Annotated in this window: 23 protein-coding genes; 22 read left to right on the top strand and 1 reads right to left on the bottom strand. The window is 34.6% G+C overall.

The annotated features are described in order from the left end of the window. The first annotated feature begins 214 nt into the window (after window positions 1–214). The 8 genes from ACYQ1E_RS11855 to ACYQ1E_RS11820 are packed head-to-tail and all read left to right on the top strand — an operon-like array spanning window position 215 to window position 7,617. Window positions 215–802, top strand: coding sequence for a TetR/AcrR family transcriptional regulator (locus ACYQ1E_RS11855; protein ID WP_459879558.1), 588 nt, complete (start codon window positions 215–217; stop codon window positions 800–802). 29 nt (window positions 803–831) lie between these two features. Next, entirely contained in the window at window positions 832–1,995 is a 1,164-nt protein-coding gene (locus ACYQ1E_RS11850; protein ID WP_459879554.1) for an acyl-CoA dehydrogenase family protein, read from the top strand. Between the two features lie 19 nt (window positions 1,996–2,014). Then, window positions 2,015–2,905 (top strand): 3-hydroxyacyl-CoA dehydrogenase family protein, encoded by an 891-nt coding sequence (locus ACYQ1E_RS11845; RefSeq protein ID WP_459879551.1) that lies wholly within the window; start codon window positions 2,015–2,017, stop codon window positions 2,903–2,905. A gap of 24 nt (window positions 2,906–2,929) precedes the next feature. After that, on the top strand, window positions 2,930–4,177 hold the full coding sequence (locus tag ACYQ1E_RS11840) for a thiolase family protein (protein ID WP_459879548.1): 1,248 nt from the start codon (window positions 2,930–2,932) through the stop codon (window positions 4,175–4,177). A gap of 31 nt (window positions 4,178–4,208) precedes the next feature. Continuing rightward, a complete protein-coding gene (locus ACYQ1E_RS11835; RefSeq protein WP_459879545.1) occupies window positions 4,209–5,339 on the top strand; it encodes an acyl-CoA dehydrogenase family protein in 1,131 nt (376 codons plus the stop codon). 40 nt (window positions 5,340–5,379) lie between these two features. Beyond that, a complete protein-coding gene (locus ACYQ1E_RS11830) occupies window positions 5,380–6,201 on the top strand; it encodes an enoyl-CoA hydratase-related protein (protein ID WP_459879543.1) in 822 nt (273 codons plus the stop codon). A gap of 11 nt (window positions 6,202–6,212) precedes the next feature. Next, window positions 6,213–6,977, top strand: a complete 765-nt coding sequence (locus ACYQ1E_RS11825) for an SDR family NAD(P)-dependent oxidoreductase (RefSeq protein WP_459879540.1) — start codon at window positions 6,213–6,215, stop codon at window positions 6,975–6,977. A 19-nt stretch (window positions 6,978–6,996) separates the two neighbouring features. After that, window positions 6,997–7,617 (top strand): flavodoxin family protein, encoded by a 621-nt coding sequence (locus ACYQ1E_RS11820; protein WP_459879537.1) that lies wholly within the window; start codon window positions 6,997–6,999, stop codon window positions 7,615–7,617. A gap of 93 nt (window positions 7,618–7,710) precedes the next feature. On the opposite strand, the gene ACYQ1E_RS11815 is transcribed toward ACYQ1E_RS11820, so the two are convergent. After that, window positions 7,711–8,472, bottom strand: coding sequence for a thioredoxin fold domain-containing protein (locus ACYQ1E_RS11815; protein WP_459879533.1), 762 nt, complete (start codon window positions 8,470–8,472; stop codon window positions 7,711–7,713). Window positions 8,473–8,636: 164 nt separating this feature from the next. On the opposite strand from ACYQ1E_RS11815, the gene ACYQ1E_RS11810 reads away from it, so the two are divergent. The 14 genes from ACYQ1E_RS11810 (at window position 8,637) to ACYQ1E_RS11745 (ending at window position 23,986) form a co-directional block, all read left to right on the top strand. Beyond that, the gene (locus tag ACYQ1E_RS11810; RefSeq protein WP_459879530.1) at window positions 8,637–10,832 is read left to right on the top strand and encodes a fibronectin type III domain-containing protein; all 2,196 of its coding nucleotides are present in this window, start codon (window positions 8,637–8,639) and stop codon (window positions 10,830–10,832) included. A gap of 22 nt (window positions 10,833–10,854) precedes the next feature. Next, window positions 10,855–12,006 (top strand): hypothetical protein, encoded by a 1,152-nt coding sequence (locus ACYQ1E_RS11805; protein WP_459879527.1) that lies wholly within the window; start codon window positions 10,855–10,857, stop codon window positions 12,004–12,006. A 2-nt stretch (window positions 12,007–12,008) separates the two neighbouring features. Further along, a complete protein-coding gene (locus ACYQ1E_RS11800; RefSeq protein WP_459879523.1) occupies window positions 12,009–12,968 on the top strand; it encodes a hypothetical protein in 960 nt (319 codons plus the stop codon). Window positions 12,969–13,013: 45 nt separating this feature from the next. Further along, window positions 13,014–14,390 carry a hypothetical protein gene (locus ACYQ1E_RS11795; protein WP_459879521.1) on the top strand — a complete coding sequence of 459 codons (1,377 nt, stop codon included), beginning with the start codon at window positions 13,014–13,016 and terminating at the stop codon, window positions 14,388–14,390. A gap of 10 nt (window positions 14,391–14,400) precedes the next feature. Beyond that, window positions 14,401–15,600: an S-layer homology domain-containing protein gene (locus ACYQ1E_RS11790; RefSeq protein WP_459879518.1), complete on the top strand. Its 1,200-nt coding sequence runs from the start codon at window positions 14,401–14,403 to the stop codon at window positions 15,598–15,600. A 12-nt stretch (window positions 15,601–15,612) separates the two neighbouring features. Next, complete coding sequence (locus tag ACYQ1E_RS11785; RefSeq protein ID WP_459879515.1) at window positions 15,613–16,500, top strand: hypothetical protein; 888 nt, start codon at window positions 15,613–15,615, stop codon at window positions 16,498–16,500. Between the two features lie 82 nt (window positions 16,501–16,582). Then, the gene (locus ACYQ1E_RS11780) at window positions 16,583–16,837 is read left to right on the top strand and encodes a type II toxin-antitoxin system HicA family toxin (protein WP_459879512.1); all 255 of its coding nucleotides are present in this window, start codon (window positions 16,583–16,585) and stop codon (window positions 16,835–16,837) included. A 1-nt stretch (window position 16,838) separates the two neighbouring features. Further along, window positions 16,839–17,054 carry a type II toxin-antitoxin system HicB family antitoxin gene (locus ACYQ1E_RS11775; protein ID WP_459879510.1) on the top strand — a complete coding sequence of 72 codons (216 nt, stop codon included), beginning with the start codon at window positions 16,839–16,841 and terminating at the stop codon, window positions 17,052–17,054. Window positions 17,055–17,128: 74 nt separating this feature from the next. After that, on the top strand, window positions 17,129–19,663 hold the full coding sequence (locus tag ACYQ1E_RS11770; protein ID WP_459879507.1) for a hypothetical protein: 2,535 nt from the start codon (window positions 17,129–17,131) through the stop codon (window positions 19,661–19,663). After that, window positions 19,660–21,192: a SpoIID/LytB domain-containing protein gene (locus ACYQ1E_RS11765; protein WP_459879505.1), complete on the top strand. Its 1,533-nt coding sequence runs from the start codon at window positions 19,660–19,662 to the stop codon at window positions 21,190–21,192. The genes ACYQ1E_RS11770 and ACYQ1E_RS11765 overlap by 4 nt, the downstream gene beginning before the upstream one ends. Window positions 21,193–21,287: 95 nt before the next feature. Next, window positions 21,288–21,794 (top strand): HNH endonuclease, encoded by a 507-nt coding sequence (locus tag ACYQ1E_RS11760; RefSeq protein WP_459879503.1) that lies wholly within the window; start codon window positions 21,288–21,290, stop codon window positions 21,792–21,794. Window positions 21,795–21,801: 7 nt separating this feature from the next. Further along, window positions 21,802–22,272 (top strand): helix-hairpin-helix domain-containing protein, encoded by a 471-nt coding sequence (locus tag ACYQ1E_RS11755; RefSeq protein ID WP_459879500.1) that lies wholly within the window; start codon window positions 21,802–21,804, stop codon window positions 22,270–22,272. A gap of 280 nt (window positions 22,273–22,552) precedes the next feature. Beyond that, window positions 22,553–23,710: an IS21 family transposase gene (gene istA / locus ACYQ1E_RS11750; protein ID WP_459879497.1), complete on the top strand. Its 1,158-nt coding sequence runs from the start codon at window positions 22,553–22,555 to the stop codon at window positions 23,708–23,710. A 6-nt stretch (window positions 23,711–23,716) separates the two neighbouring features. After that, a complete protein-coding gene (locus tag ACYQ1E_RS11745) occupies window positions 23,717–23,986 on the top strand; it encodes a hypothetical protein (protein WP_459879494.1) in 270 nt (89 codons plus the stop codon). Window positions 23,987–23,998: the final 12 nt, after the last annotated feature.

Here is a 23,998-nt window from a genome sequence, read left to right as displayed (position 1 = left end):
ACTCCCCCTAATCCTCATTAATAATTAAAAAAATTTCACTAATTTTATAGTCTTTTCTAGATGATTAATTTGCAATTAGCATACTTTAAAATAAATTTCAATTGACTATTATCTAAAATCCCCTGTTTTCAAGGATTTTTCAAAAAATTTCCTCCTTGACTCTCACTAATTTTTTTGTGATAAATATTCTAACTAACGTTAGGGAGACTAACAGATGAGAAAAGATGGAAGTAGACGGGAGGAACTGATTAAAATTGCCACTAAACTTTTCATGGAAAAGGGGTATCGCACCACTTCAATGCAGGATATTGCAAAACAAATGGGCATACAAAAGCCGTCCCTCTATCACTACATCTCTTCAAAGGAAGATATCCTTAAAGAGATTGTAGATATCACCATGAATAGACTTATAAGTTCTATTGAAGAGATAGATAGGGCAGACATATCTCCTGTTGAAAAGTTGGAGAGAATTATTGATTCCCATATTACTCTAATATGCGAAAATTTAGAACTCTTTACAGTTAGCTTGAGAGAAATAAACAGATTCAATGCAAAAGGCTTTTGGGCCCATGTAGTGGCCTTGAGAGATAAATATGAATACCATGTGAGAAATATTTTGGCTTCAGGAAAAAAACTAGGCTATTTTAGGGAAGATATTGATGAAAAGATTATTGGTTTTGCACTTCTCGGATGTGTAAACTGGACAATTAGATGGTACTGTCCAAAAGGAGAAAAATCTCCCAAGGAGATCTCTAATCAGTGGAAAAAACTTTTTTTAAATGGGCTTTTAAAAAATAAATAGCATAACTAGCCATGACTTAGGAGGTCAAAGTGGATTTTGAGTTACCAGAGAACTTACAAAAAATAAAAGACAAAGTTAAAAGGTTTGTGGAACAAGAGCTAGAACCAATAAGTTTTCAGGTGGAGAGGGAAAATAGGATACCAGAAGAAATTGTTCAAAAGATGAGAGAGATGGGACTCTTTGGTATTTCTATCCCAAAGGAATATGGGGGACTTGGTTATGGCACTTTAGGGGAGTGTCTCATCTATGAAGAAATTTCTAAAACCAATGCATGTTTTCGGACCAGGATTGGCACAAATAATGGCATAGGTTCCCAGGGGATCTTGATAGACGGAACAGAAGAACAAAAAAGAAAATATTTGCCCAAATTTGCCTCTGGTGAATGGACAGCTTGTTTTGCCTTAACTGAACCAGAAGCTGGATCAGATGCGGCTAATATAAAGACCAGGGCTGAGCTTAAAGGGGATTACTTTGTACTTAATGGATCAAAAATTTTTATCACAAATGGAGACATAGCAGATGTTGCAACGGTCTTTGCTGTAACTGATCCCAAGAAAAGGGCAAAAGGTGGCATAACTGCCTTTATTGTTGAAAGGACCTTTCCTGGCTTTAAGGTGGGAAAGTTGGAAAAAAAGATGGGACTTAGAGGATCCAATACTGCAGAGCTCATATTTGATAATTGTATTGTGCCAAGGGAAAACGTGATTGGAGGAGAGAAAATGATCGGATATGGCTTTAAAACTGCCATGAAGGTGCTTGATAGGGGAAGGCTCACAATGGGTGCTTGCATGATGGGTGCTGCTCAAAAGCTACTGGAACTCTCAGTTAAATTTGCCAAGCAGAGACACCAATTTGGACAACCAATTGCAAATTTTCAAGGGATTCAATTTATGCTGGCAGAGCTGGCAACAGAAATTTATGCAGCTAGGCAAATGGTATATCATGCTGCCTGGTTAAGAGATAAACTTGGTACCTCTATTATTAAAGAGGCTTCAATGGTGAAGTTGTTTTGCACAGAGCTGGCAAATAAGGCGGCTAGGATTGCCTTAGAAATCCATGGTGGAGAGGGATATATTAAGGGTTCTCCTGTAGAACGATTTTACAGAGATGTCCGTTTAACCAGGATCTATGAAGGAACAAGTGAGATCCAAAAATTGGTCATAGCAAGGGAAATTTTAAAAGAATATAATTAAATAAGGAGGGGGAGAAGCTATGGTTTCTGGTATAAAAAATATCTTTGTAGTAGGAGCAGGACTAATGGGAAGTGGTATTACTCAGGTCTGTGCTCAAAGTGGATACAGTGTTTATATGTGTGATATCTCTAAAGATGCCCTTGATAGAGCCATGAAAAATATTCATTGGTCAGTGTCAAAGTTCAAAGAAAAAGGAAAATTAACTGAGCCAGTAGAAACAATTATTCAAAGAATAAATCCAGTTACTTCATACGATGCTGCGGCCCAAGCAGATCTTGTAATTGAAGCAGTTTTTGAAAAACTTGATCTGAAAAAAGAGGTCTTTGAAAAAATAGATAAAATAGCTCCCAAAGAGACCATAATAGCCACAAATACCAGTGCAATTTCAGTTACAGAACTTGCAGCAGTCACAAATCGCAGAGAAAAAGTGCTGGGACTCCATTTCTTCAGTCCTGTTCCTATGATGCAAGCAGTGGAAGTAGTTAAGGCCATGACAACAAGTGAAGAGACCTTTAAGTTTGGAGAAGAATTTGTAAGAACCCTGGGAAAAGAGCCAATATTGGTTAAAAAAGATATTCCAGGATTTATAATAAATCGTATCAATTTTCCTTCAACCATGGAGGCAATGAGATTGGTGGAAGCTGGTATTTGCACTGTTGAAGATATAGACAAGGGACTAAAACTTGCTGCTGGTCGCAAAATGGGCATATTTGAAACAGGAGATATGGTGGGTTTAGATGTTACCCATGGGGCGCTTATGGCTATTTATGAAGAAACCAAGGACCCAAAATGGTATCCTCCAGAGATTTTAAGACGCAAAGTAAGACTTGGACACCTTGGGAGAAAAACCAGAAGGGGATGGTATATCTACGATGAAGATGGCAATAAGATTGGAGTGGCTGATTATTAAGGAGTTAAAATTAAGGAGGACTTGATGAGAGATGTGGTAATTGTAACTGGGGCAAGGACTCCAATCGGGAGATATGGAGGAATATTAAAGGATGTTGAAGCATATGTTCTGGGAGCACTTGTGCTAAATAGGGTTATTGAAAAAATAGGGATTTCTCCAGAGGAGGTTGATGAGGTAATAATGGGTCAGTCTTATCAAAACGGTGAATATGTAAATATTGCCCGTATGTCCCTTTTGACTGCAGGTTGGCCTGATAATATCCCTGGCATTACCATTGACAGGCGATGTTGCACAGGACTTGATGTGATTCGTATAGGCGCCACCTTAATACAAACAAATCAGGCTGATGTTGTTGTTGCTGGCGGGGTTGAGAGCATGAGTAATGCTGAGTTTTACCTTCCTGGTAATATTAAATGGGGAATAGGTGGAAAAGGTAATATGCCAAGAGGTCATGGAGACTTATCTATTTGGGGAATTCCATTATTTGATAGAATACAACGTGCACGAGTTATGTCACAGCCAATAGATAGATATGGCACTTTAGTTTCAATGATGAGCTGGGCTGAGACTGCAGCTAAAAAAGAAAATATAAGCAGAGAAGAGTGTGACATGTGGGCATATGAAAGCCATAAAAAGGCTACTTCTGCATGGGATACAGGAAAATTTCAGGAAGAAGTAGTGCCTGTTCAAATAAAAGGAAAAAAGGGGGAAGTTTCCCTTGTTCAAGTAGATGAGACTCCTAGATGGGATACTTCATTAGAAAAATTGAAAAAATTAAGACCAGTTCTAGGAGGTGTATGCACTGCTGGAAATTCCTCTTCAGAAAATGATGGTGCTGCAGCTGTTGTACTAATGTCTGTGGAAAAGGCAAAAAAATTAAATATAAAGCCTATTGTCAAGGTTGTCTCTATTTCCCTGGCTGCCTCTGACCCACGTTATACTTATGAGGCAGTGCCTGAAGCCACAAAGAGTGTTTTAAAAAATAGCGGGCTATCTTTAAGTGACATGGATCTTATAGAAATCCAGGAGGCCTTTGCAGCGCAAGTGCTGGCTGATATAAAAATGATGGGATTAAGTGAAAAGGATTATCCTCGTATAAATGTAAATGGTAGCGGGATTTCTTTAGGACATCCAATAGCCTGTACTGGAACAAGGGTACTTGTTTCCCTTATTTATGAAATGAAAAGGCGAAAGGCAAAGTATGGTCTTGAATGTATTTGTGGCGGTGGAGGACTTGGCATAGCAGGAATATTTGAAGGAATTTTTGATTAATTTAGCCTGCCAACAACAGGGAGAGAATAGAATGGACTTTTCTTATACAAAGGAACAGCTACTCATTCAAAAAAGTGCAAGGGAATTTGCAAAAAAAGAGCTTTTACCCAAGGCCATGGAAAGAGACGAAAATTCAATCTATCCCAAAGAAAGTTTGAAACTCATGGCAGACCTTGGATTTCTGGGAATGGTTGTTTCAGAAGAATATGGTGGCATGGAACTTGACACTGTATCATATGTCCTGGCACTCTCTGAAATTGCTTCAGCATGTGCCTCAACAGCTCTGATAACCTCTATCCATAATTCCCAGGTTTGTGAACTCATATCAAGATATGGGACTAAGGAACAAAAACAAAAATATTTAAACAAACTGGCCAGAGGAGAGTATATAGGGTCCTTTGCCCTATCTGAAGAAGGTGCTGGGTCAGACATACATGCTATTTCCACTACTGCCAAAAAAAGAGGAGATTACTATATTTTAAATGGGAAAAAGAGATGGATTGCAGGTGGAGCAAATTCTTATGTTTTTATAGTGTTTGCAAAAACTAAGGGAAATAACATCACAGCCTTTATAGTAACAAGGGATATGGAAGGTTTTTTACAGGGTGAAAGTGCAGACAAAATGGGGCTTAGGGCCTGCGATATTACTGAAATAATTTTTGATAATCTAAAAGTGCCCCCGCAAAATTTACTGGGACAAGAAAATCAAGGAGAAAAAATTGCGCTCTCAGCCATGGACTTTGGTCGTATTGGAAATGGGGCAATATCTTATGGCATAGCCCTGGCAGCATTTGAGCTTGCTGTTAAATATTCAAAACAAAGGGTTCAATTTAATAGACCCATATGTAAGAATCAAGGACTTAGATGGATGATTTCAGACATGGCTGTGGATATTGAAGCAGGAAAATTCCTCCTGCTCAATGCTGCTCTAAAAAAAGACAGAGGAGAAAACTATTCTAAAGAAGCATCTATAGCAAAACTATATCTTTCTGAAATGGCAAATAGGGTGGTAGATACAGCCCTTCAAATCCATGGTGGATATGGCTATATAAAAGAATATCCTGTTGAGAGGATGTACAGGGATGTAAGGGCCTTTACCATACTCCAAGGAACATCCAAGATCCAAAAAAATATAATTGCTGATAAAATAATAGGTGATTAATAAAAAAATCAATTAAGACAAAAACCTAGGGAGGGAGAAAATGGCCAAATTTAACGACGTAATCTATGAAAAAAGAGGAAAGGTTGCATGGATCATTATTAATAGACCTCAGAAATACAATGCATGCACCCCTATTACCTTGTATGAACTGTCAAAGGCATTTATTTTGGCCTGGACAGATAAAGATATAGGGGTAGTTGTATTTACTGGAGCCGGAGACAAGGCATTTTGCACGGGTGGAGATCAGAGTATTAGAGATGTAGGGGGATACAAAGGATATAGTGCTGAAGATATTAAAGGGACCATTGCAGAACTTCCTTTAGAAGTGGGCTGGCAGATAGTATCCTTTCTTATAAGACATATTCCAAAGCCTGTTATAGCTAGGGTAAATGGTTATGCAGTTGGTGGTGGACATGTATGGCAGGTTAATTGTGATTTATCAGTTGCTTCAGAAAATGCAAAACTTGGACAGGCTGGACCTCGGGTTGGAAGTTTTGATCCTGGTTTTGGGACAGGGGAACTATGGCGAAATGTTGGAATGAAACGAGCTAAAGAGATATGGTTTTTGTGTAAGCTATATAGTGCCAAAGAGGCATTGGAAATGGGACTTGTCAATAAAGTGGTTCCCCAGGAAAAGTTAGATGAAGAAATTGACCTTCTCTGCAGTGAATTATTAAAAAAGAGTCCCACATCTTTGAAGATGTTAAAATATACATTTCTTGCTGATACCGAAGGTTTGTCAGGCATCACAGAACTTGGGGTAGGTGGACTGAGTCTATATTATGGAACTGAGGAATCTGCTGAAGGAAGTAAGGCATTTATGGAAAAAAGAGAGCCGGATTTCTGGAAATATGTAAAATAAGGGGGAAAGATATGTTTGAGTTAAAAGACAAAATAGCAATTGTAACTGGCGCAGGAAGAGGCATAGGAAAGGCCATTGCCACTATTTTGGCAAAACAGGGTGCTAAAGTAGCTCTTGCAGATATAAGAATAGAGGAGGCCAGAGAATGTGAAAGAGAAATCAAAGATAATGGAGGTAGTGCAATAGCTATAAAAACAGATGTTTCAGAACTATCTTCAGTCAAAGAAATGGTTAATATTGTCCATGATTCATTTGGTCAAATAGATATACTTATCAACAATGCTGGTTGGGATAAGATGCAGCCCTTTCTCGAAACCACCCCAGATCTTTGGGATAAGATTATCTCCATAAATTATAAAGGTGTGTTAAATTGTGTCTATTGTGTTGCCCCTGATATGATTAATAAAGGTGGAGGTAGAATTATTTCCATTAGTTCTGATGCAGGAAGGGTTGGAAGTAGTGGAGAGGCAGTTTATTCAGGAACAAAAGGAGCGGTTATTTCCTTTAGTAAGACCATGGCAAGGGAATTTGCTAGACATAAAATTACAGTCAATGTAGTATGTCCTGGTCCTACAGAAACACCTTTGGTGGATGAGATGAAACAAGACAGCGATAGAAACAAAAAGATCTTTGATGCAATGGCAAAAATAATACCTTTAAGGCGCATGGGGAAACCAGAGGACATTGCATATGCTGTTTTGTTCTTGGCCTCAGATGAAGCCAATTTTATAACTGGACAGGTTTTAAGTGTAAGTGGTGGCCTCACTATGGTATAACAAAAAGGGAGAATTATCTATGAAAGTATTGGCTATTAATGGAAGTCATAGAAAGGGAAAAAATACCGCAAAGATGTTAAATATGGTTTTAGAACCAATAAAAGCTGCAGGGATAGATACTGAATTAATAGAATTAATGGATTACAATATAAAATTATGTAAAGCTTGTAACAAGTGTCTGATAAGGCCAGAATGTAGTATTAAAGATGATGATATGGGAATAATTGCACAAAAGATGTTAGAATCCGATGCCATAATTATAGGATCTCCTGTATATTTTGGAAATGTTACCAGCAAATTAAAAATATTTATGGATAGGACACGGTGGATGCATATGTGTGAGAATCTCTTAGAGGGAAAATTAGGTGCTATAGTGACCCATGCAGGTTTAAGAAATGGAGGTCAGGAAATTACTCAGTGGATTTTAGAAAGTTATTTACTTCATCACGGCCTTATTGTTGTCCAGCCAAGATTACCCAAAAAAAGTATATATAACGTAGGTGTCATGGGAGCGATGTTTAAAGCATTGGATGGAGAGAAGATTAAATGGAAAAAAGGTGTGGAAGAAGATTTACTTACTGTTAAAATGTGTAGAGATTTGGGTGTTAATATTGCAGATAAATTAAAAAATAAATCTTAAATCTGTAATATTTACAATATCAACTACTTTTAACCCACAGTGGGTTAAAAGTAGTTGAAGAAATCGTACAAAATAATATAAGTAGTATGTACTTTAATTTTTCTTATCATTCAATATAATTGCTCTTTTAATTCTTGAGATATTTGCTCCAACGATCTTGGTACCGTCTTCTAAGAAAAAAGTTGGAACAGAGTTTATTTTTAAATCTCTTGCCAATTTACTAATATCCTGTATTAGCTTTTTCGCCCTATCACATGTTTTGATTTGTTTTTTTATGGGAAAATTAGTGGTTATATAACTATCTAAGTCCATATTACTGCAGATTACCTTCTCAATTTCCCTATCTCCCTGAGGGGTATGGACAGAATATAAAATAATTTTTATCTTTGAATTAGTATTTTTTGCGAGTTCTTTAATTTCTTTAATAGCCCTGTGGCAATAGGGACAGAGTGGGTCTGTGAAAAAATATATTGTATGTTCTGTTTTTTTGTTTGAAGGAGAGTAGTTAAACACAGAAAGTTTATCTAATTGTTTTTTGTGTTCCAAAAATAAATCTTTTACTATTGACTCCAATTCCTCTGCTGGGATGTTTTTTTTGTTTTTAAACATCTGTCCTACGATAACAAAGTCCTCAGTTGAATAAAAAGGGATGTCTCTCCCTCTAAATTCTAAAATTGTTTGACACATGCCATTGACTTCTTTTTGGGATATTATTTTTGTTCCTGGAGGTAAGGGCTGAGGAAGATGTTTATTTATAGTTTTTAGCGTTGAGTTATTACAAGTTTCTGCAAAAAGTGTCTCAATAAAGCTAAAAATCATAATAGATATTAAAACAGCGAGTATTAGTTTTTTCATTGCACCACCTACTATATTTTGTTAAAAAAATTGTGACCTGATTTTGGAGCTACAAAACTCTGTTATGATTGTCAACACTAAAAAAGTGTGATGGACATCATTTTCAATGAATTTTATTCAAGTAGTTTATTTTCAATGAAATAATTTGGAAAAGGGGACCAATTATGAAGATTTCATCTGTCATTTTAATTGTCTTATTTTCCTTTGTATCTCTATCCATTGGATTTTGTGCAAATCAAAATGTTTTTTTTATTCCTGAAAAAGAACTACCCAGAAAGATTGCCATAATTGGTCCAATACCAATGTCTAAAAAAAGGATAGAACTATCAGCCTTGGGTATGGTCAAAAATGTGATTAAAAATTATATGTCAGGCAAAGGGTATATTATATCTAGGTTAAAGGGGGAGATTAATTTTTCCAAAAGCCCTAATTATAAAGAACTAAAAAAAATTTTAAAAAAGAATCCAGATCTTGATGGAATATTGAGAATTAGTGTATATAGACTTTCAAGTTTTAATATTGCCTTTGCACAATATTACAAAATGGATGGGGAGATTTGTTTATATACTCAACAGAAAAAATTGGGTTGTTGGCGTGAAACTGCAACGAGAAAAAAATTGTCCATAGCAACGGATCCATTAGGAGCTATTGCTACAGTAGTATCTTCAGTTGTTAGTAGTGAAGGAGACGTAAATATAAAAAATGTAATTTTTGATTGGGCATTTAAGATATCCAGTTTAATACCAACCTTTTCTACTGCTGCCAAAAAACCTAAAATCCTCAGAGTGGTGACAAATGTATCTAATTCAACTTTTAAGATGGGTGATAAGATTATGGTTGGATTAGAAGGTACACCTGGAGGTAAGGCCTATTTTGATATCGTCCCTCTTATTAAAAAGGTGCCTATGGCAGAGGTCCAAAATGGAATTTACAAGGGAATGTATATAGTGCATGAAGGAGATTTCTTAAAAAAGGGTATAATTTATGTCCATCTTGAAAATGAGCAGGGTGAGCGACGTGATTGGATTGAATCTCCTCCATTTGTCAGGATTGATGGTATTCCTCCCAAAAAGATTAAAGACCTATCATGTGTTATTAATAAGGATTCCCTAGTTCTTAAATGGACTACCACTGATACTGATACAACTAAATTTGAGATTTATAGGAGTAATATGCCTTTATCTGGTTACAAAAAAAAGGCAGAAGTATCAGATTTTTCGTGGACAGATAGTAGTGTAAAAATTGGTGAGGATTACTTTTATAGGATTATAAGTGTGGATAAAGTGGGAAATAAGTCAAAACCGGTTCAAATTGGACCTCTTTCCCTCCCAATTTTCATTGAACAAAAATTGCCAGATATAGTTGTAGCAAATATAACAAAAGGGAAATATTTTATAAATGGAACAAGCACTATTCCCTTTGGCTCAAATGTTGTGATAGGGCCCAATGTGGATATTGAATTCAGGAATAACTCTACTTTAAAGGTTCAAGGAAATTTAACTATAAAATCAAGTTTTATCCATTCAAATGATACAAACAGTACGAAGAAAATCTTGGTGGATGAAACAGGAAAATTGACAATATTTACTCTTAAAAGCAAAGGTATTTCTAATATTTATGTAAAAGGAAAGATTGTTGTTGACAATTTATATGTTTTAAAACAGAATTTTGGAATTATAATAGATTCAATAAGTCAGGCTAAAATTTCAAATTCAACATTTAGAGAACTTCATGCGGCCATTATAGTAAAGGATGGCAAGGTAAAAATAACTAATTGTAACTTTGAAAGAAATAAGTTAGCCTTAAAAATAAATAAAGGAGATGTTGATATAAAATATAGTAACTTTATTGATAATAAAGTAAACATAGAGACAAAATCGCCAATAAAAATAAAGTCAAATTTCTTAGGTTCAAACAACCCTTCAGAATTTCGCCTTAAAGGAAATGTTGAGGTATTGTCATTTTTGTCAGATCCATACCCCTCTGGAAAAGAAATCACCATGGCAGAGTTGATTAAGGATGCAAAAAACAAGGCAGAAAAAGCGATTTCTTTTTTAAATAAGGGAAATTATGGCAAAGCAGTGGAGGTCTTTAAAAAAGTGGTTCCAATTTATTCTAATGCGACTATATATATCTATTACATATATTCTCTTTCAATGATTCAGGATCCATCAATTGAAATGGTTATAAATAAGGCTATAGAAAAATATCCCTATGAAACACGTATCTATCAAATAGGAATAAGGTATTTTCTCCAGATTAACAAAAAGGAAAAAGCAAAAAAATTGCTGGAAAAAGGGCTTAAATTAAATCCAAATAATCCTACATTGCAGTCAATGAAGGTATTTTTTAATCCTTAAAAAGTAAAAGGAGGATAGGCTTATGAAGAGTAAATTTGTATTGATGGGAGTGTTGGTCTTTTTATTATTTAGTTCACCCCTTTTAGGTAGGACTATTGTTGCTATAGGTGAAGGACAAACAAGACAGGGTGCTATTAATAATGGTATCAGGGCTGCAGTAGAAGAGGCTCTTGGCTCTCTAGTCACTTCAACATCCAATGTCTCCCAAGGAAAATTGATTTATGATCGGATTACATCGGCAAGTGCCGGCTATGTTAAGAGTTATAATGTGATCGCAGAAGGTAAAGATCCAGTAACTGATGTTTATAAGGTTAAATTAAGTGTTGTTTTAGATGACTTTAAATTAAAAAACGCTATAAGCCAGTTTATGGAGGATCCTCGATTTCAACGAACATTTCAAGAAACCAAGTTTGATGAAAGAAAAGTGATTGTGTTGTATAAACCAAGGACAGGATTGGATCTGCCTTATAGCTCAAAAGCAGTTCAATCTGTAATGGATTTAATTGAGGACAGATTGTCTGGTAAGGGATTTAGAGTATTTTTGCCTTCCCAGTTAAAGAGAATTAGGGGACGTGCTGCTGAAATGGTTATTGATGAAGAAACTGCAATAAATATTGCAAGACAGGAGACTGGAGATGCAGTAGTTATTGTTAGTTTTGATGCAGGGAAAAGACCTACCAGTGATGGATATTATATTATATATGCTACACTTACTTTAAAGGCATATGATTGTACAACAGGAGAGCTTTTTGCTAATGTTCAAGATAGGGGCAAGACCATCACTAGAGGTGGAGAATATGGGCTACAGGATGGCATTGCAAGGGTAGCTATAAAAATAGGTCCAAGAGTAGTAGATCGTCTAATTGGTAAAATAGTGAGTCGTTTTAGCGGTGCAAGGGCCAAATTCGTTATGTTAATTCTCAGAAATATAAGTATAAATCAACAAGATAAAGTTGAAGATGTATTAGAGGAACTGGGTTGGAGATACAGGATTTCAAGACAGACAGGAAGTTACATGGAAGTGGAAATCTTTAGTGAAGCTGATCCAACCTCAGTCAGACGAATCTTAAGGAAAAGTTTCAAGAAAAAAACCCTTGGTTTAATTCCAGCAGAGGTCTCAGGCGCAAGGGTCATATTTGAAGGAAGTTATTCTGGTGCAGGAGGAGGGTATTAATCATGAAAAAAATAGGGCCTGCTTTTATATTAATTTTTCTTTTTGTCACCGGATGTGCAACCACTAATGTAAGTTCTAGGGGGGCATTGGTAAATGTATATCGCCCGAATACAGTAAAAGAGGGGCTTGTGTGCTCTTCTGGAGGGGACAGTGGCATCTCCTATATGTATGTGGGAGCGGACACTATTAGCGGAAATGTATCTAAAAAAGACAAATATTTAATAGCCCAATTTTCCAGAGCAGTACTTGGAGAAACAAGGTTTATAAATCCAGTTGTTGTATCTTCAATGGAAGGTGAATATCCAGATCTCAGTATCAGGGTTGTAAACTTCTATGTCACTACAAAAAGTCAAGGTGGCGTGGTAAGGCGCCATGGTGTATTTCAGGCAAACTTTTCAGTGAGACAAGCTGGAATGCTTGAATGTTCTACAGCTGATCCAATTTTAATAGAAAAGACTTATGTTCAGCCTGCATACAGGAAGGATAAACTGCCTTCTGTTTTGAAGGTGAAGGAAAGGCTTATTAAAGAAGCTGTTAGACGAGTAGTGAGGCAATTTGTCCCCGTTAAGTCAACAATTCTCCGACCAGTTAAAGGTATGAGCGGAATGGCCAAAAGTGCAGCTGATATGATAAATGCGGGGAATTGCATAGGGGCATATGAAATTCTAAAACCAATTGTAGATAATCCCACATGCAAAGATAGTAATGTGCTCTACAATGCAGGGGTAGCATTGGAATGTATGGCTTGGAATAATGCCAATGATATAAATACCCAGCAACAGTATTTAACCAAAGCACTTAAATATTATCGGAGGGCTGCTATGCTAAAACCTGGAGACATGGACATTCAAAGGGCCATGGGAGACGTATCCTATGAATTAAATACTGCTTTTTCTGCATCTAAGAGACAAAAAAAGACCAAGAAATTATTGGAAGAGTTTAAGACTCCTACAGGTTATTAATTTTTGAGTTAATTCAGCAATCTTAGAGAGAGGAGGAGATTATTAATGGTGCTTAGAAAATTATTAATAGTAATAGTGGTTTTCTTTGTAGGTGGATGTGCCACTGGTGGTCTTATGTCAGCAGGTAATATTGCAAATAGTATGGCTGGAGTAGAGGGAGCAAAAAATAAAAACCCTCTCATAGAGGCAGAAATAGATATTACCCTGGCAAATGAACTTGCCGCAATAGTAAAGCTTAACCAGGTTATGCTTGAGCGTATGCCAGTATCTTATGAAGACAGCTGGCCTGAAATTCTGAATAGTTATTATCACACAATTTATCTAACCCAGGAGGAAAAAAGAAATAGGACAAAATACAATAACTGTCTAAAGAAGTTGTTAAAAAAGGACTTTTCTTTTTATCGTGTTTATAACCTAGATCTTTATGCGGCGAGTATTATGTCTATGTCTAAGGGGAATATATTCTTTAATGCATTAGGTGCAATGGGTTCTCGGATGTTTATAAAAGGATGCGAAAATCTGGGTATTGAATTTGAGCACGCAAAATCAGTTCTCTCATATGTCCCCTTTGGTTGTGATTGTCATTATTTTAAAAAAGAATTTAACGATGCCTCTTACGGTAGCAGGATCTGTAAAAAAATTAAATATTCCATTTATTACAAGAAAAAATGTGACTTTTTTAACAGACCCACTGAGTTTATGTTGACAAGGTATCTCTATAGGCGTGGCGGAGTAAAAAATTGGGCAGATCTTCCAATTGAGCAATGCTGTTTTAGAGCAGTTAAAGGCGAACAACTTGGTACATTTAAAGAGGTATTTTATTCCCTTTTACCTCCTTCAATTAGATTTAAGATTCAAAGAATAGATGAAGAAGCCATGATCGTTAAGGCGGACCTAGAGACGGTTAATGCAAAATTACAGGATAAATCTTTAAGTGGTGCAGAAAAGGCAGCTCTTAAAAGACAAAAATCGGATTTAATGAGAAGATTAAAAGCAAAGGAGACCCTCCAGGAAAAATTATATAAACAGGCATTATCCACTTTAAATGTTAGTAGAGAAAACGTAAAAAAAGCAAAAAAATTAAAAGAAATAGTAGATTATATTGATAGGAGTTTTGTTGAAAACATGTCTGTTATTGTGAATCTTACAGTCAAAATTATTAATGATGCGGCAACGATGAAAAAGATGAACCTTACAAGAGCCTTTGTGACTTATCCTTTTCTCGTAAAAAAAGGTGTTTTTTTAAAAAGAAACAGAAAATTTTATGAAAGGAGGTATAAAAACATTGTTAAACAATTAATTGCTTTGCCTGTAACATATTTTGAGATAGTGGGATATACCATTGCTCAAGAGTATCAAGTCTCAAAGTATAGAAGTTATTTAAAAGCCATGATTGACATGGAAAAAAAATTAAAACAATAGGAGGGTTTTTATGCAAAAATCATTTTTTATTTTTACCATTGTGATCCTATTTTTTTTAAATGCTTGCGGTCCTAAAAAGCCCAAAGGGGTCTCTTTAGAGGACAATCCTACTCATCATTATTTAATGGGGATGCAACTTATAGAGAAACAGGACATAAAAGGTGCAAGGAACCATTTTGATAGGGCAATTTATTTAGACAAAGATTTTACTCCAGCGTTGGCAGGAAAGGCCCTCATATTTGCAATTTACGCCCATACACAGAAGTCAAAAGGTCATTGGGAAGTAGACGCAAAAAATGCACTAGAATATCTAAAAAAGGCAAAAAAAGCAGCGGAAAATAACAGTGAAAAATTTATATATCATGTAACAGCTATAAGGGTCTATTTCACTGCACAACCAAAAGGCTGGCTGGAAGACGCAGAGGAGCATTATGAGGATGCACTTGGTTTAGACAATGTAAAAGAAGAGAAACTTCCATATTATCAGACCATTGCTGCTGTCCACTATTTTATGGGTTATGCTTATTATATGGGATATGAGTTTAGAAAAGCAGAAGATGCCTTTTCCAAGACACTGTCTTCTAAGCCAGGGAAATGGCATGATAAAGCGGATAAGATGCTTAAAAGGGTTCAAAAAATAGTCAGGGCCATGGGTCAGTATACTTTAACTGATGTTGGTAAGAAAATAGCTGTAAAACCTGAGGTTAATAAAGGTGATGTTGCAGCACTTTTAGTTGATGAACTGCATTTAGATAAATTTATGGCTGGTAGAATAGTTGTAAAATCCAAGCTACCTAAGGCTGCGTACATACCCGCAGATGTATTAAATTCTCCTTTTAAAGAAGAGATACTCACTGTAATAAAATGGAATATAAGAGGACTTCAGCCTGAATTTGACAAAACTACGCAGGCATATTTGTTTAAACCCGCAGCACCCATTACAAGAAAGCAATTAGCATTCACATTAGAGGAGTTACTAATTAAGTTAACAGGTGATGATTCAATTGCTACAGCTTATTTTGGCACAGAAAAAAGTCCATTTCCCGATGTTAAAACCACAGATGCCTGGTTTAATGCTGTTATGAATGTAACTACTAGGGGCCTTATGGAACCTGATATATCTGGTGAATTTAGACCCAACGATCCAGTGGAAGGGGCTGATCTTATTTTGGCATTGATGAAGTTAAGAAATATAATGAATATTTATTAAAGGAGGGAGGTCATGAGAAAGTTAGGATTATTTCTTGGGATTTTAATTTTTGTCTGTTTTAATGCCATGGCAGAAGAGTGGCAGCCTGTAACAGACCCTGTTAAAGTATTCTCCGAAGGATATATTCAGGTAATAGGGACTTCTGAAGAAGGTCAGAGCAGGTATAGGGCAGTTAGAGCTGCAACAGTGGTAGCTCAAAGGGACCTATTAGAAGTACTTCAGGGAATTACCCTATACGGTACAACTACAGTCAGGGATGGAATGTTGCAGAGTGATAATATTAAAACCACAGTACAAGGAGTATTAAAAGGTGCAATTAAATGTGGAGAAAAATATTATCCAAATAGGGGCTATGCAGAAGTTTGCTTAAGGCTTTATTTGAGAGGGCACGGTGGTCTTTATGACGTTATTTTACCTCTTTTAAAACAGGAAGGAATGCTTCCACCTCCAAAGCCAGTCTATCAACCAAAGTTAATCCCTCAGGTAATAGAACAACCTAAAACACAAACACAGCCAAGCCAGAAAAAACCTGAGGTCATCACACCTTCAAAGATTGAAAAGCCATACGATGGAGTGATTGTGGACGTCAGGGAATTTCCGTTTAGGCCAGCTCTGGTTAATAGGATTTTAAATGAAAAGGGTGAGATTATATTTGATCCATCAAAGATTGTGAGCTCTGTTCTGGTTGAAAGGGGATGTGGCGGTTTTACAAATAACGAAGACAAGGCAATCGCCCTTTTAAAGACCTGGGGTTCTAAAAATCCCCTCCAGATAAAGGCTATAAAGGTAATAAAAAATACTGACGTAGCAGTAAACAAAGACGATTCTGCACTTATTTTTGTAAATAATGAAAAAACTCAATTTCTAAATCAGGCAAGAGTTGTATTCCTACTTAAATAATTTTTATGGCATTGGGCATCAAGGATTTATAATAATTCCTTGATGCCCTGATTAACATGTTAGACTTAAAAAGAGAAAAATAATGGGAAAATATCAAAAGCTGATATTTACAATATTAACTGATCAAGCTGATAATAAAATAAAATTTATTGACTTGTGTAATTTGCTGAAAAAATTAGGATTTGAAGAAAGAATAAGAGGAAGTCATCATATTTTTAGAAAAGAAGGAATCATAGAAAAAATTAATCTCCAAAAAGATGGTAGCCATGCAAAACCATATCAAGTAAAACAGGTAAGAAATTTAATAATTAAATATAAACTAACGGAGAAAATATAAAATGACCTATAGATATGAAATTATAATTTACTGGAGTAAAGAAGACAATGCTTTTATTGCTGAAGTTCCTGAATTGCCAGGATGTATGGCTCATGGAGATAGTTATGAAGAGGCAATCCAAAATATAAAAACCGCTATAAACCTTTGGATTGACACAGCAAAAGAGTTTGGGGACCCAATTCCACAACCTAAAGAAGAAAAATTAATATATGCTTAAAGTCCAACAAGTCGGTTCAGCGGACTCGCTAACCGCTCGCCGCTGACCTCTAACGTTAAAAAAAGTTCAAGGGCATGAAATTTCGTTATAGAACTTTAATTATCATTTTATTTATTTTTTTTATAACATCCCTAACCAATACTTTTAGCAATATATCTCCTACCAAAAAAATAGGTTCAAATAAAAGTCTTGGTCTGGAATTTTCAGGGAAATTAAATCTCGCTCTGCCCATTGATGTAAATAGACTTAAGTTTAATGGAGAAATAAATCTTTTAAATGTAAAATTTAAAGGTGATTTTAATGTAAATATTATAAGTAAAATACCATTTAATGCTTCTATTAGCTCAAAATCTATTTCAGCTGATGTTTATCAACTGTTTTGTCTTTTAGAAAAAATAGGAGTGAAATTTAATCCACCTAAAGAACTATCAGGCACAATACATCTTAGAGGAGTTGATGTAGTTATTAAAGGAGATGAATATAATTTACACATAAAGAAGATTAACGGACTTAATCTTGCTGAACAAAATATTTCAATTAATGATTTAGTTTTTAAGGGAAATTTAAAAAAGAAATTAATTAGTCTTAAAATAGGAAAAGTTAATTTAAGTAAAACTTTTATTAGACAAATTGATTTAAATATAAACAACGATTTATTAATTTTAAATGCAAAAGAAATTAAGTTACATCTTGAAACTATCACAAAGGCTATTTTTAAGGCATTACCAAATATAAGAAAAAATATATTAAGTGAGTTAAAAAAAATTAAATATATATTTCCAGTAAATGATATAAAGGCAAAGGGAATTTTGTCTTTAAAAGACCTCCATGCCACTCTTAATGGCCTAAAATCAAATAAGATTCATTTAACTAAATTTCTCGCAGATATAGATGCCAATCCAGTATCTGTTATTATTTATACAAACAAAAAAAATCCTCTTATTCTATCTATTTTAACCAATTCCACCAATCTTATTTATTCTATTAATAAAACAGAAGTAAAATCAAGTTCTCTTTTAGTAGATTTGGACAATCTATTTTTGAAAAAAAATATAGACATCCTAAATACAAAATCCTTAACCATTCCAAAATTGTCATTCAATTTAACAATTAATGCACTTCTTGAACATAAAGACAATTCTACTGTTGTTTCCTTTACTAGCAATGTTGCCCCAAAAAGAGCAATTTTAATACATACAGATGCAGGTTCAATATTGAAAGTTATTTCTAGTCCTATAGATTTAAATGTTCATAACAATAAATTGAAATTATCATCACAAAAGATTGTGGCTCAGATAAAGAAGGGAATTGTAAAACAATCTAAGGGTAATTTAAATGTTACAGGGGATGTCCAAGCAAATGACGTGATTATTAATTATGAAAATAAAAAATTTAATATTAAATCAAATATAAAAATATGTTCCTCTAATTTTCAATATAATGACTTATCAGCATTCATTAAAGATTTAAAAACAGATCTATGTCTAAGTAATAAGACGATTGAATTAAAAAATGGAACTTTAAATGCTAAGGTCAATCAAAAAGGAAATGTAAATTTAAAATTTGCTACAAAAATTCCTCTAGAAAATATAGCCTATAACTTAAGAAGTATATATAAAGATACTTTTTTTGATTTGACAATCACTGATTTAGAAAAGGATGATATGAATATATCATCTCTTAGGGCAAAAAAGGATCATCCAGATGTTGTTCATTTTGATTATTCTATAATTTTTCCATCTGGAAATGCTATAGGTTCAACTCAGACCAGGCTTTTGTCTGATAGATTCGATCTTATTACAAGAAAACTAAAGTTTATTGCTAATAGCAAACAAAAAATCAAAACACAGATTAAATCTCCCCAAAAATCTGATAATAATAAAGAAATAAAAATTCAAATTCCTGAGGCTATCAAAGAATTTTCATCCCATTATCATCTTGAGTTTGATTCACTACAGTATTTAATAAATGAATTTGAATATGAAGTATCCTTATTAAAAGGAGATATCTTGTTAAAAGATCACCCTTCTGTTGGATTTACTGGTTATTTTTGCAATGTTTCATTTTCTGGTGGAGCAGAACTTTTAGACAAAGGTATGTCTGGCATACTCGATATTCGGGCAGTTGGTATGCCAATAGATCATTTATTAGGTTGCTTTATTAGAAAGTCCCCAATTTATATAACTGGCGATACAGATATTCAGGTAAATATAAATTTCCAAGGTAATACTCTTAAAGAAATAAAGGAAAATTTGTTTTTTGATGCGTATATTGATGTGAATAATGGGAGAATTTTAAAACTATCAAACCTGAGTAAGAAAATTACTATTATATTAGATATACTTAACTTTGTGAAATTAAACCCCTCAAAACTAGAAGATAGTTTAGAATTTAATAAGTTTGGGTTATTTTTAAATGGTGGATTAAAGACAATTAACATTAAACAGGTTACCCTAAACTCCTCTCTTTTGAATCTATATGGATCTGGTAAAATAGACCCTGACAAAAACAATATAGAAATAATTGGCCAGGTAAAAAAAGGTGTTATTTCCAAAAAATTTCATTTTAATGAAAAAATAAAAAAACAAAGCAAGGAGAGTAATAAATGAGATGTGCATTAAAGCATATAATTATAGTGTTCTTTCCATTGTTTTTAATAGCTCATAATGGAATTTATGCATCATCTCCTTTTAGTAATGAAACTCTGGCACAGGAGAGACTAGCCCAGTGGAATATTAATTATGCCAGTTATTTAATAGACGTTGGAAAATATCTTGACGCACTTGAAGCCTATAACACTGCCTTTGATGTAACACCTTTTAAAAAAACTAAATTAAAGGTTCTTTTGCATAAGGCAAATCTCCTTGCTACTTTTTTGGATGCAGAAAATCAGGCATTGGAGATTTACGACAAGATTATCTCTAATTATCCTGAAGGCATGGAAATAGCCTTGTATAGAAAAGGGCTTTTGCTTTTTGATATGAAAAAATATCAGGATGCTGCTACTGTTTTGTCTCGATATCTTTCTAAATATCCTAAAGGACGTTTTAGGTTTCAGGCAGAAGTTTTATTGGAGCAGGCAAAAAAAGCTGTAGCCCCTCCTCCTGTTGTGAAACCAACAATAGAAAAAAAGCCACCCCTTGTTAGAGTACTTCTTTTAAGAAAGGCGAGACTTGTTAAATTGGTAGGATGTGGTTTGAAAGTAGATGGTAAGCCCATTGAAAAACAAAGTATAGTATTTGATACTGCAAGTGTAAGGGCAAGAGAGATTATGATAGAAGCAAAATCGCCCATCAGGATTAAATCTGGTGAATATTCAAAAAGGGTTCGAGGAAAGGTTGTTATAAAACCAAAAAAGTCTAAATTAATGGTATTAAATATACTTGATATTGAGAAATATCTATGGGGAGTGGTTCCATCAGAATCTTATCCTTCCTGGCCTATTGAAACACTAAAAGCCCAGGCTGTGGCTTCCAGGACCTATGCCTATTATCAGGTTTTACATAGAAAAAATTGGGAGTATGACTTAGTGGATAATGAGGGGGACCAGGCTTATAAAGGGGTTGATAGAGAGACAAAAAAGACTACACAGGCTGTTAATGAGACCAGGGGATTGGTTTTAATGGAACAAAATAGACCAATTTTAGCCATGTACACTGCAAACAGTGGGGGATATACTGCAGATGCAAGATATATATTTAAATTAAATAAAAGGTACCTTGTGGCCCACCCTGATCCCATGTCACTTAAAGGCAAAATGTCCTCTTGGAAAAGGAGTTTTTCTATATCTGAAGTAGAAGAAAAACTCAGAAGGATTGGTGTTCCTGTGCGTAATTTAAGGAAGATTTTGCCCACAAAGACAAGTCCTTCAGGAAGAATTATCAGTGTCAAGATAGTTTCTGATACTGTAAATAAAGAATACAGGACCTGGACCATTTTGCGCAGGGCACTTAGACTTCCAGAAATATTATTTTCAATTGAAAAAAGAGGCAATAAATTTATCTTTTTAGGAAAGGGTTGGGGACATGGTGTTGGATATTCCCAATGGGGAAGTGCTGAAATGGGAAAACAGGGATATAAATTTCGTAAAATCCTAAAATTTTATTATCCTGAGACAAAAATCACCAAATTGTGGTAAATAATACCTAGCCCTTTACAAAAAGGGCTTTATGCTGTTATGTATATTCCATCCTAACCAATACTTTATAGTAATGTAAAAAAAGTGAGGGTTAGATGATGGGGGTAGTTGTAGTTTTAAATGCAGATTATACATATTTAAACATAATTAACTGGAAAAGGGCAGTAAAACTTCTGGTCCAAAAGAAAGTTGAGGTAATAAAATATACCAATAGAGTAATACATGGTTTTAACCATAAAATTAGAATACCTCTTGTGGTTCGGCTAATTAAGTTTGTGAGAAGTTTGTATAGACGGAGTGTGCCCTTATCAAAGAAAAATATATTTATAAGGGATGGTTATATTTGTCAGTATTGTGGAAAAAAAATCAAGTCAAGGCCTACCATTGATCATATTGTTCCAAAATCTAGGGGCGGAGATTTTTCATGGACCAATGTAGTAACTGCTTGTATTCGATGTAATCAAAAAAAAGGGTGTAAACTTCCTTCAGAAGCCTCTATGTCTTTAATAAAGCGTCCTGTTAAACCTACTATATCTGAATTTTTGATGAAAAAAATAGAGCTTCTTGGTCTCTCTGGTGTCTTAGAGGATCTTTGGAGTTAAAGAACAAATGGGCTGTCTTAACATAACCAATGAAGAAATTGCAGATAAATTGGAAGAGCTTGCAAACTATCTGGAATTAGAAGGAGGAGATATTTATAAAATAAGGGCATATAAAAATGCTGCCCAGGTAATTCGTGGGATTGGAGAAGACTTATGTGAAATGGTTAAACAAGGAAAAGACCTTAAGGCCTTTTCAGGAATTGGTAGAAATATAGAAAATAAAATAATTGAAATCGTAAAAACTGGTGATCTTACGAAATTAAAAAAATTGAGACTAAAATATCCTAAAGATATTTTAAAATTGCTAAATATTCATGGATTAGGCATTAAAAAGATAAAAACCCTGTGTGAAAGTTTAAACATAACATCTCTAAAAGAGCTTTTAGATTATGCTGAAAAGGGAAGAATAAAATCTTTACCTGGATTTGGAGTAAAATTGGAAAAAAAGATTTTTGAGTATTTAAAAAAATTTAACTAAATAACAAGTTTTACGACTACCAAAAATCTCAAATTTGCCTAGGATAAGAAAAAGTAATTGCACGTTAGAAGTATCTTGCGGTCATAAACAAACATTATACTGAAAAATTTGCAACTTTAAATGGAGAACTCTTAGACTAGCTAGAAGAGGCTCATGCTTTGAGCTTAATCAAGGTTAAATTGTCAAAGGTAAAATAAATTCCTCAGGAAAAGGCCCTTAAAATTCCCCACCTGATATGATAATCACCTCTGAAAATATTTTATTCGGAGGTGAAATAAAGATGAAGGGGGTAGCTATGTATTACACTGTAAAAACAATGCTTGAGCACGGTAAGAGTATTTCAGCAATAGCAAGAGATCTTGGTATTGACCGAAAGACTGTCCGCAAAATACGAGATAGGGTGAAAAATGGGGAAATAAAAACTCCTGTTATGAAGAGAAAAAGTAAATTAGACACTTATAAAGAAGAGATTATTGGCTATCTTGAGAAGGGTTTTTCAGGAGTATTAATTCATCAGAAACTAACAGAAAAAGGTGTAGATATTTCATATAGTGGGGTGAAAAAATATGTGAGGAAACTAAAGGGCCCTAGAGAGACTTATGTCCCTATAGTTTCCCCACCGGGCAAAGAAGCCCAGGTAGACTTCGGCTATGCAGGTTATTTTAACTATGGTGGGAAAAAGGTCAAGACCTGGATATTCTGTATGAGGCTAAGCTTTAGTAGATATGATTATTATGAATTGGTAACAAACCAGAATGTTCCTACATTTATCAGGTGTCATATAAATGCTTTTGAATACTTTGGAGCAGTGCCTGAGATAGTAAAGATAGATAATCTTAAATCTGGTGTTTTAAAAGCCAATTTTTATGAACCTGAAATCCAGCATGAATATGCTAACATGCTTTCTTATTATGGTAGTAGTCCAATTACTTGCAAAGTAAAAAGACCAAAAGAAAAAGGCAAGGTTGAATCAGCAATTAAATATGTAAAGAATAATTTTCTAAAATCTCTTGAAACAAAAGATTTAGAAACTGCCAGGAAGAAACTCAGAGAATGGATGGAAAACACTTGCAATAAAAGAATTCACACCACCACGAGAAAGATACCTGCAGAGGAATTTAAGAATAAAGAAAGGCCTTTTATGATAAGCCTTCCGGCAAAGAGATATGAAACATATGTAATAGAAAAGAGACGAGTCAACAGATATGGTCATGTTTCATACAGATATAACTATTACTCAGTTCCTTATAAATATGTAGGTGAAGAAGTAACCATTAAAGCAGGTAGAGATATTTTAAAGGTCTATGATAGAGAACATAATGAAATAGCAGTCCATCCAATCGATAAAGGCACTGGCAATTTTGTAACAAGAGAAGAACATATACCTAAGAGAAAACAACGAAAAAGTTCAGAATATTATGAACAACAGTGTAGCTAGATAGGAATGGGTGCTGTTTCTTTTTTTAGGAATTTAAAGAGCCACAAACCTAATGAATATCATAGGCTTATTCAGGGTGTTCTTTCTTTACGTAGATATTACAGTGATTCCATAATAAATTCTGCATGCATTAGAGCAGATAAATTTGGTTGTTACTCTTTTAAATCAGTGAAGAAGATTTGTGAACAAGGGTTATTTGAAACTCCTGCTGAAATAGATACATCTGCTATAGGTGGCGGGTATGGTAATAATCTTAGAGATTATGATAGAAATTAGTGGGGGCCTTTC

It is taken from the genome of Desulfothermus naphthae (assembly GCF_054657475.1).
This window is presented reverse-complemented; position numbering and strand designations above follow the sequence as displayed.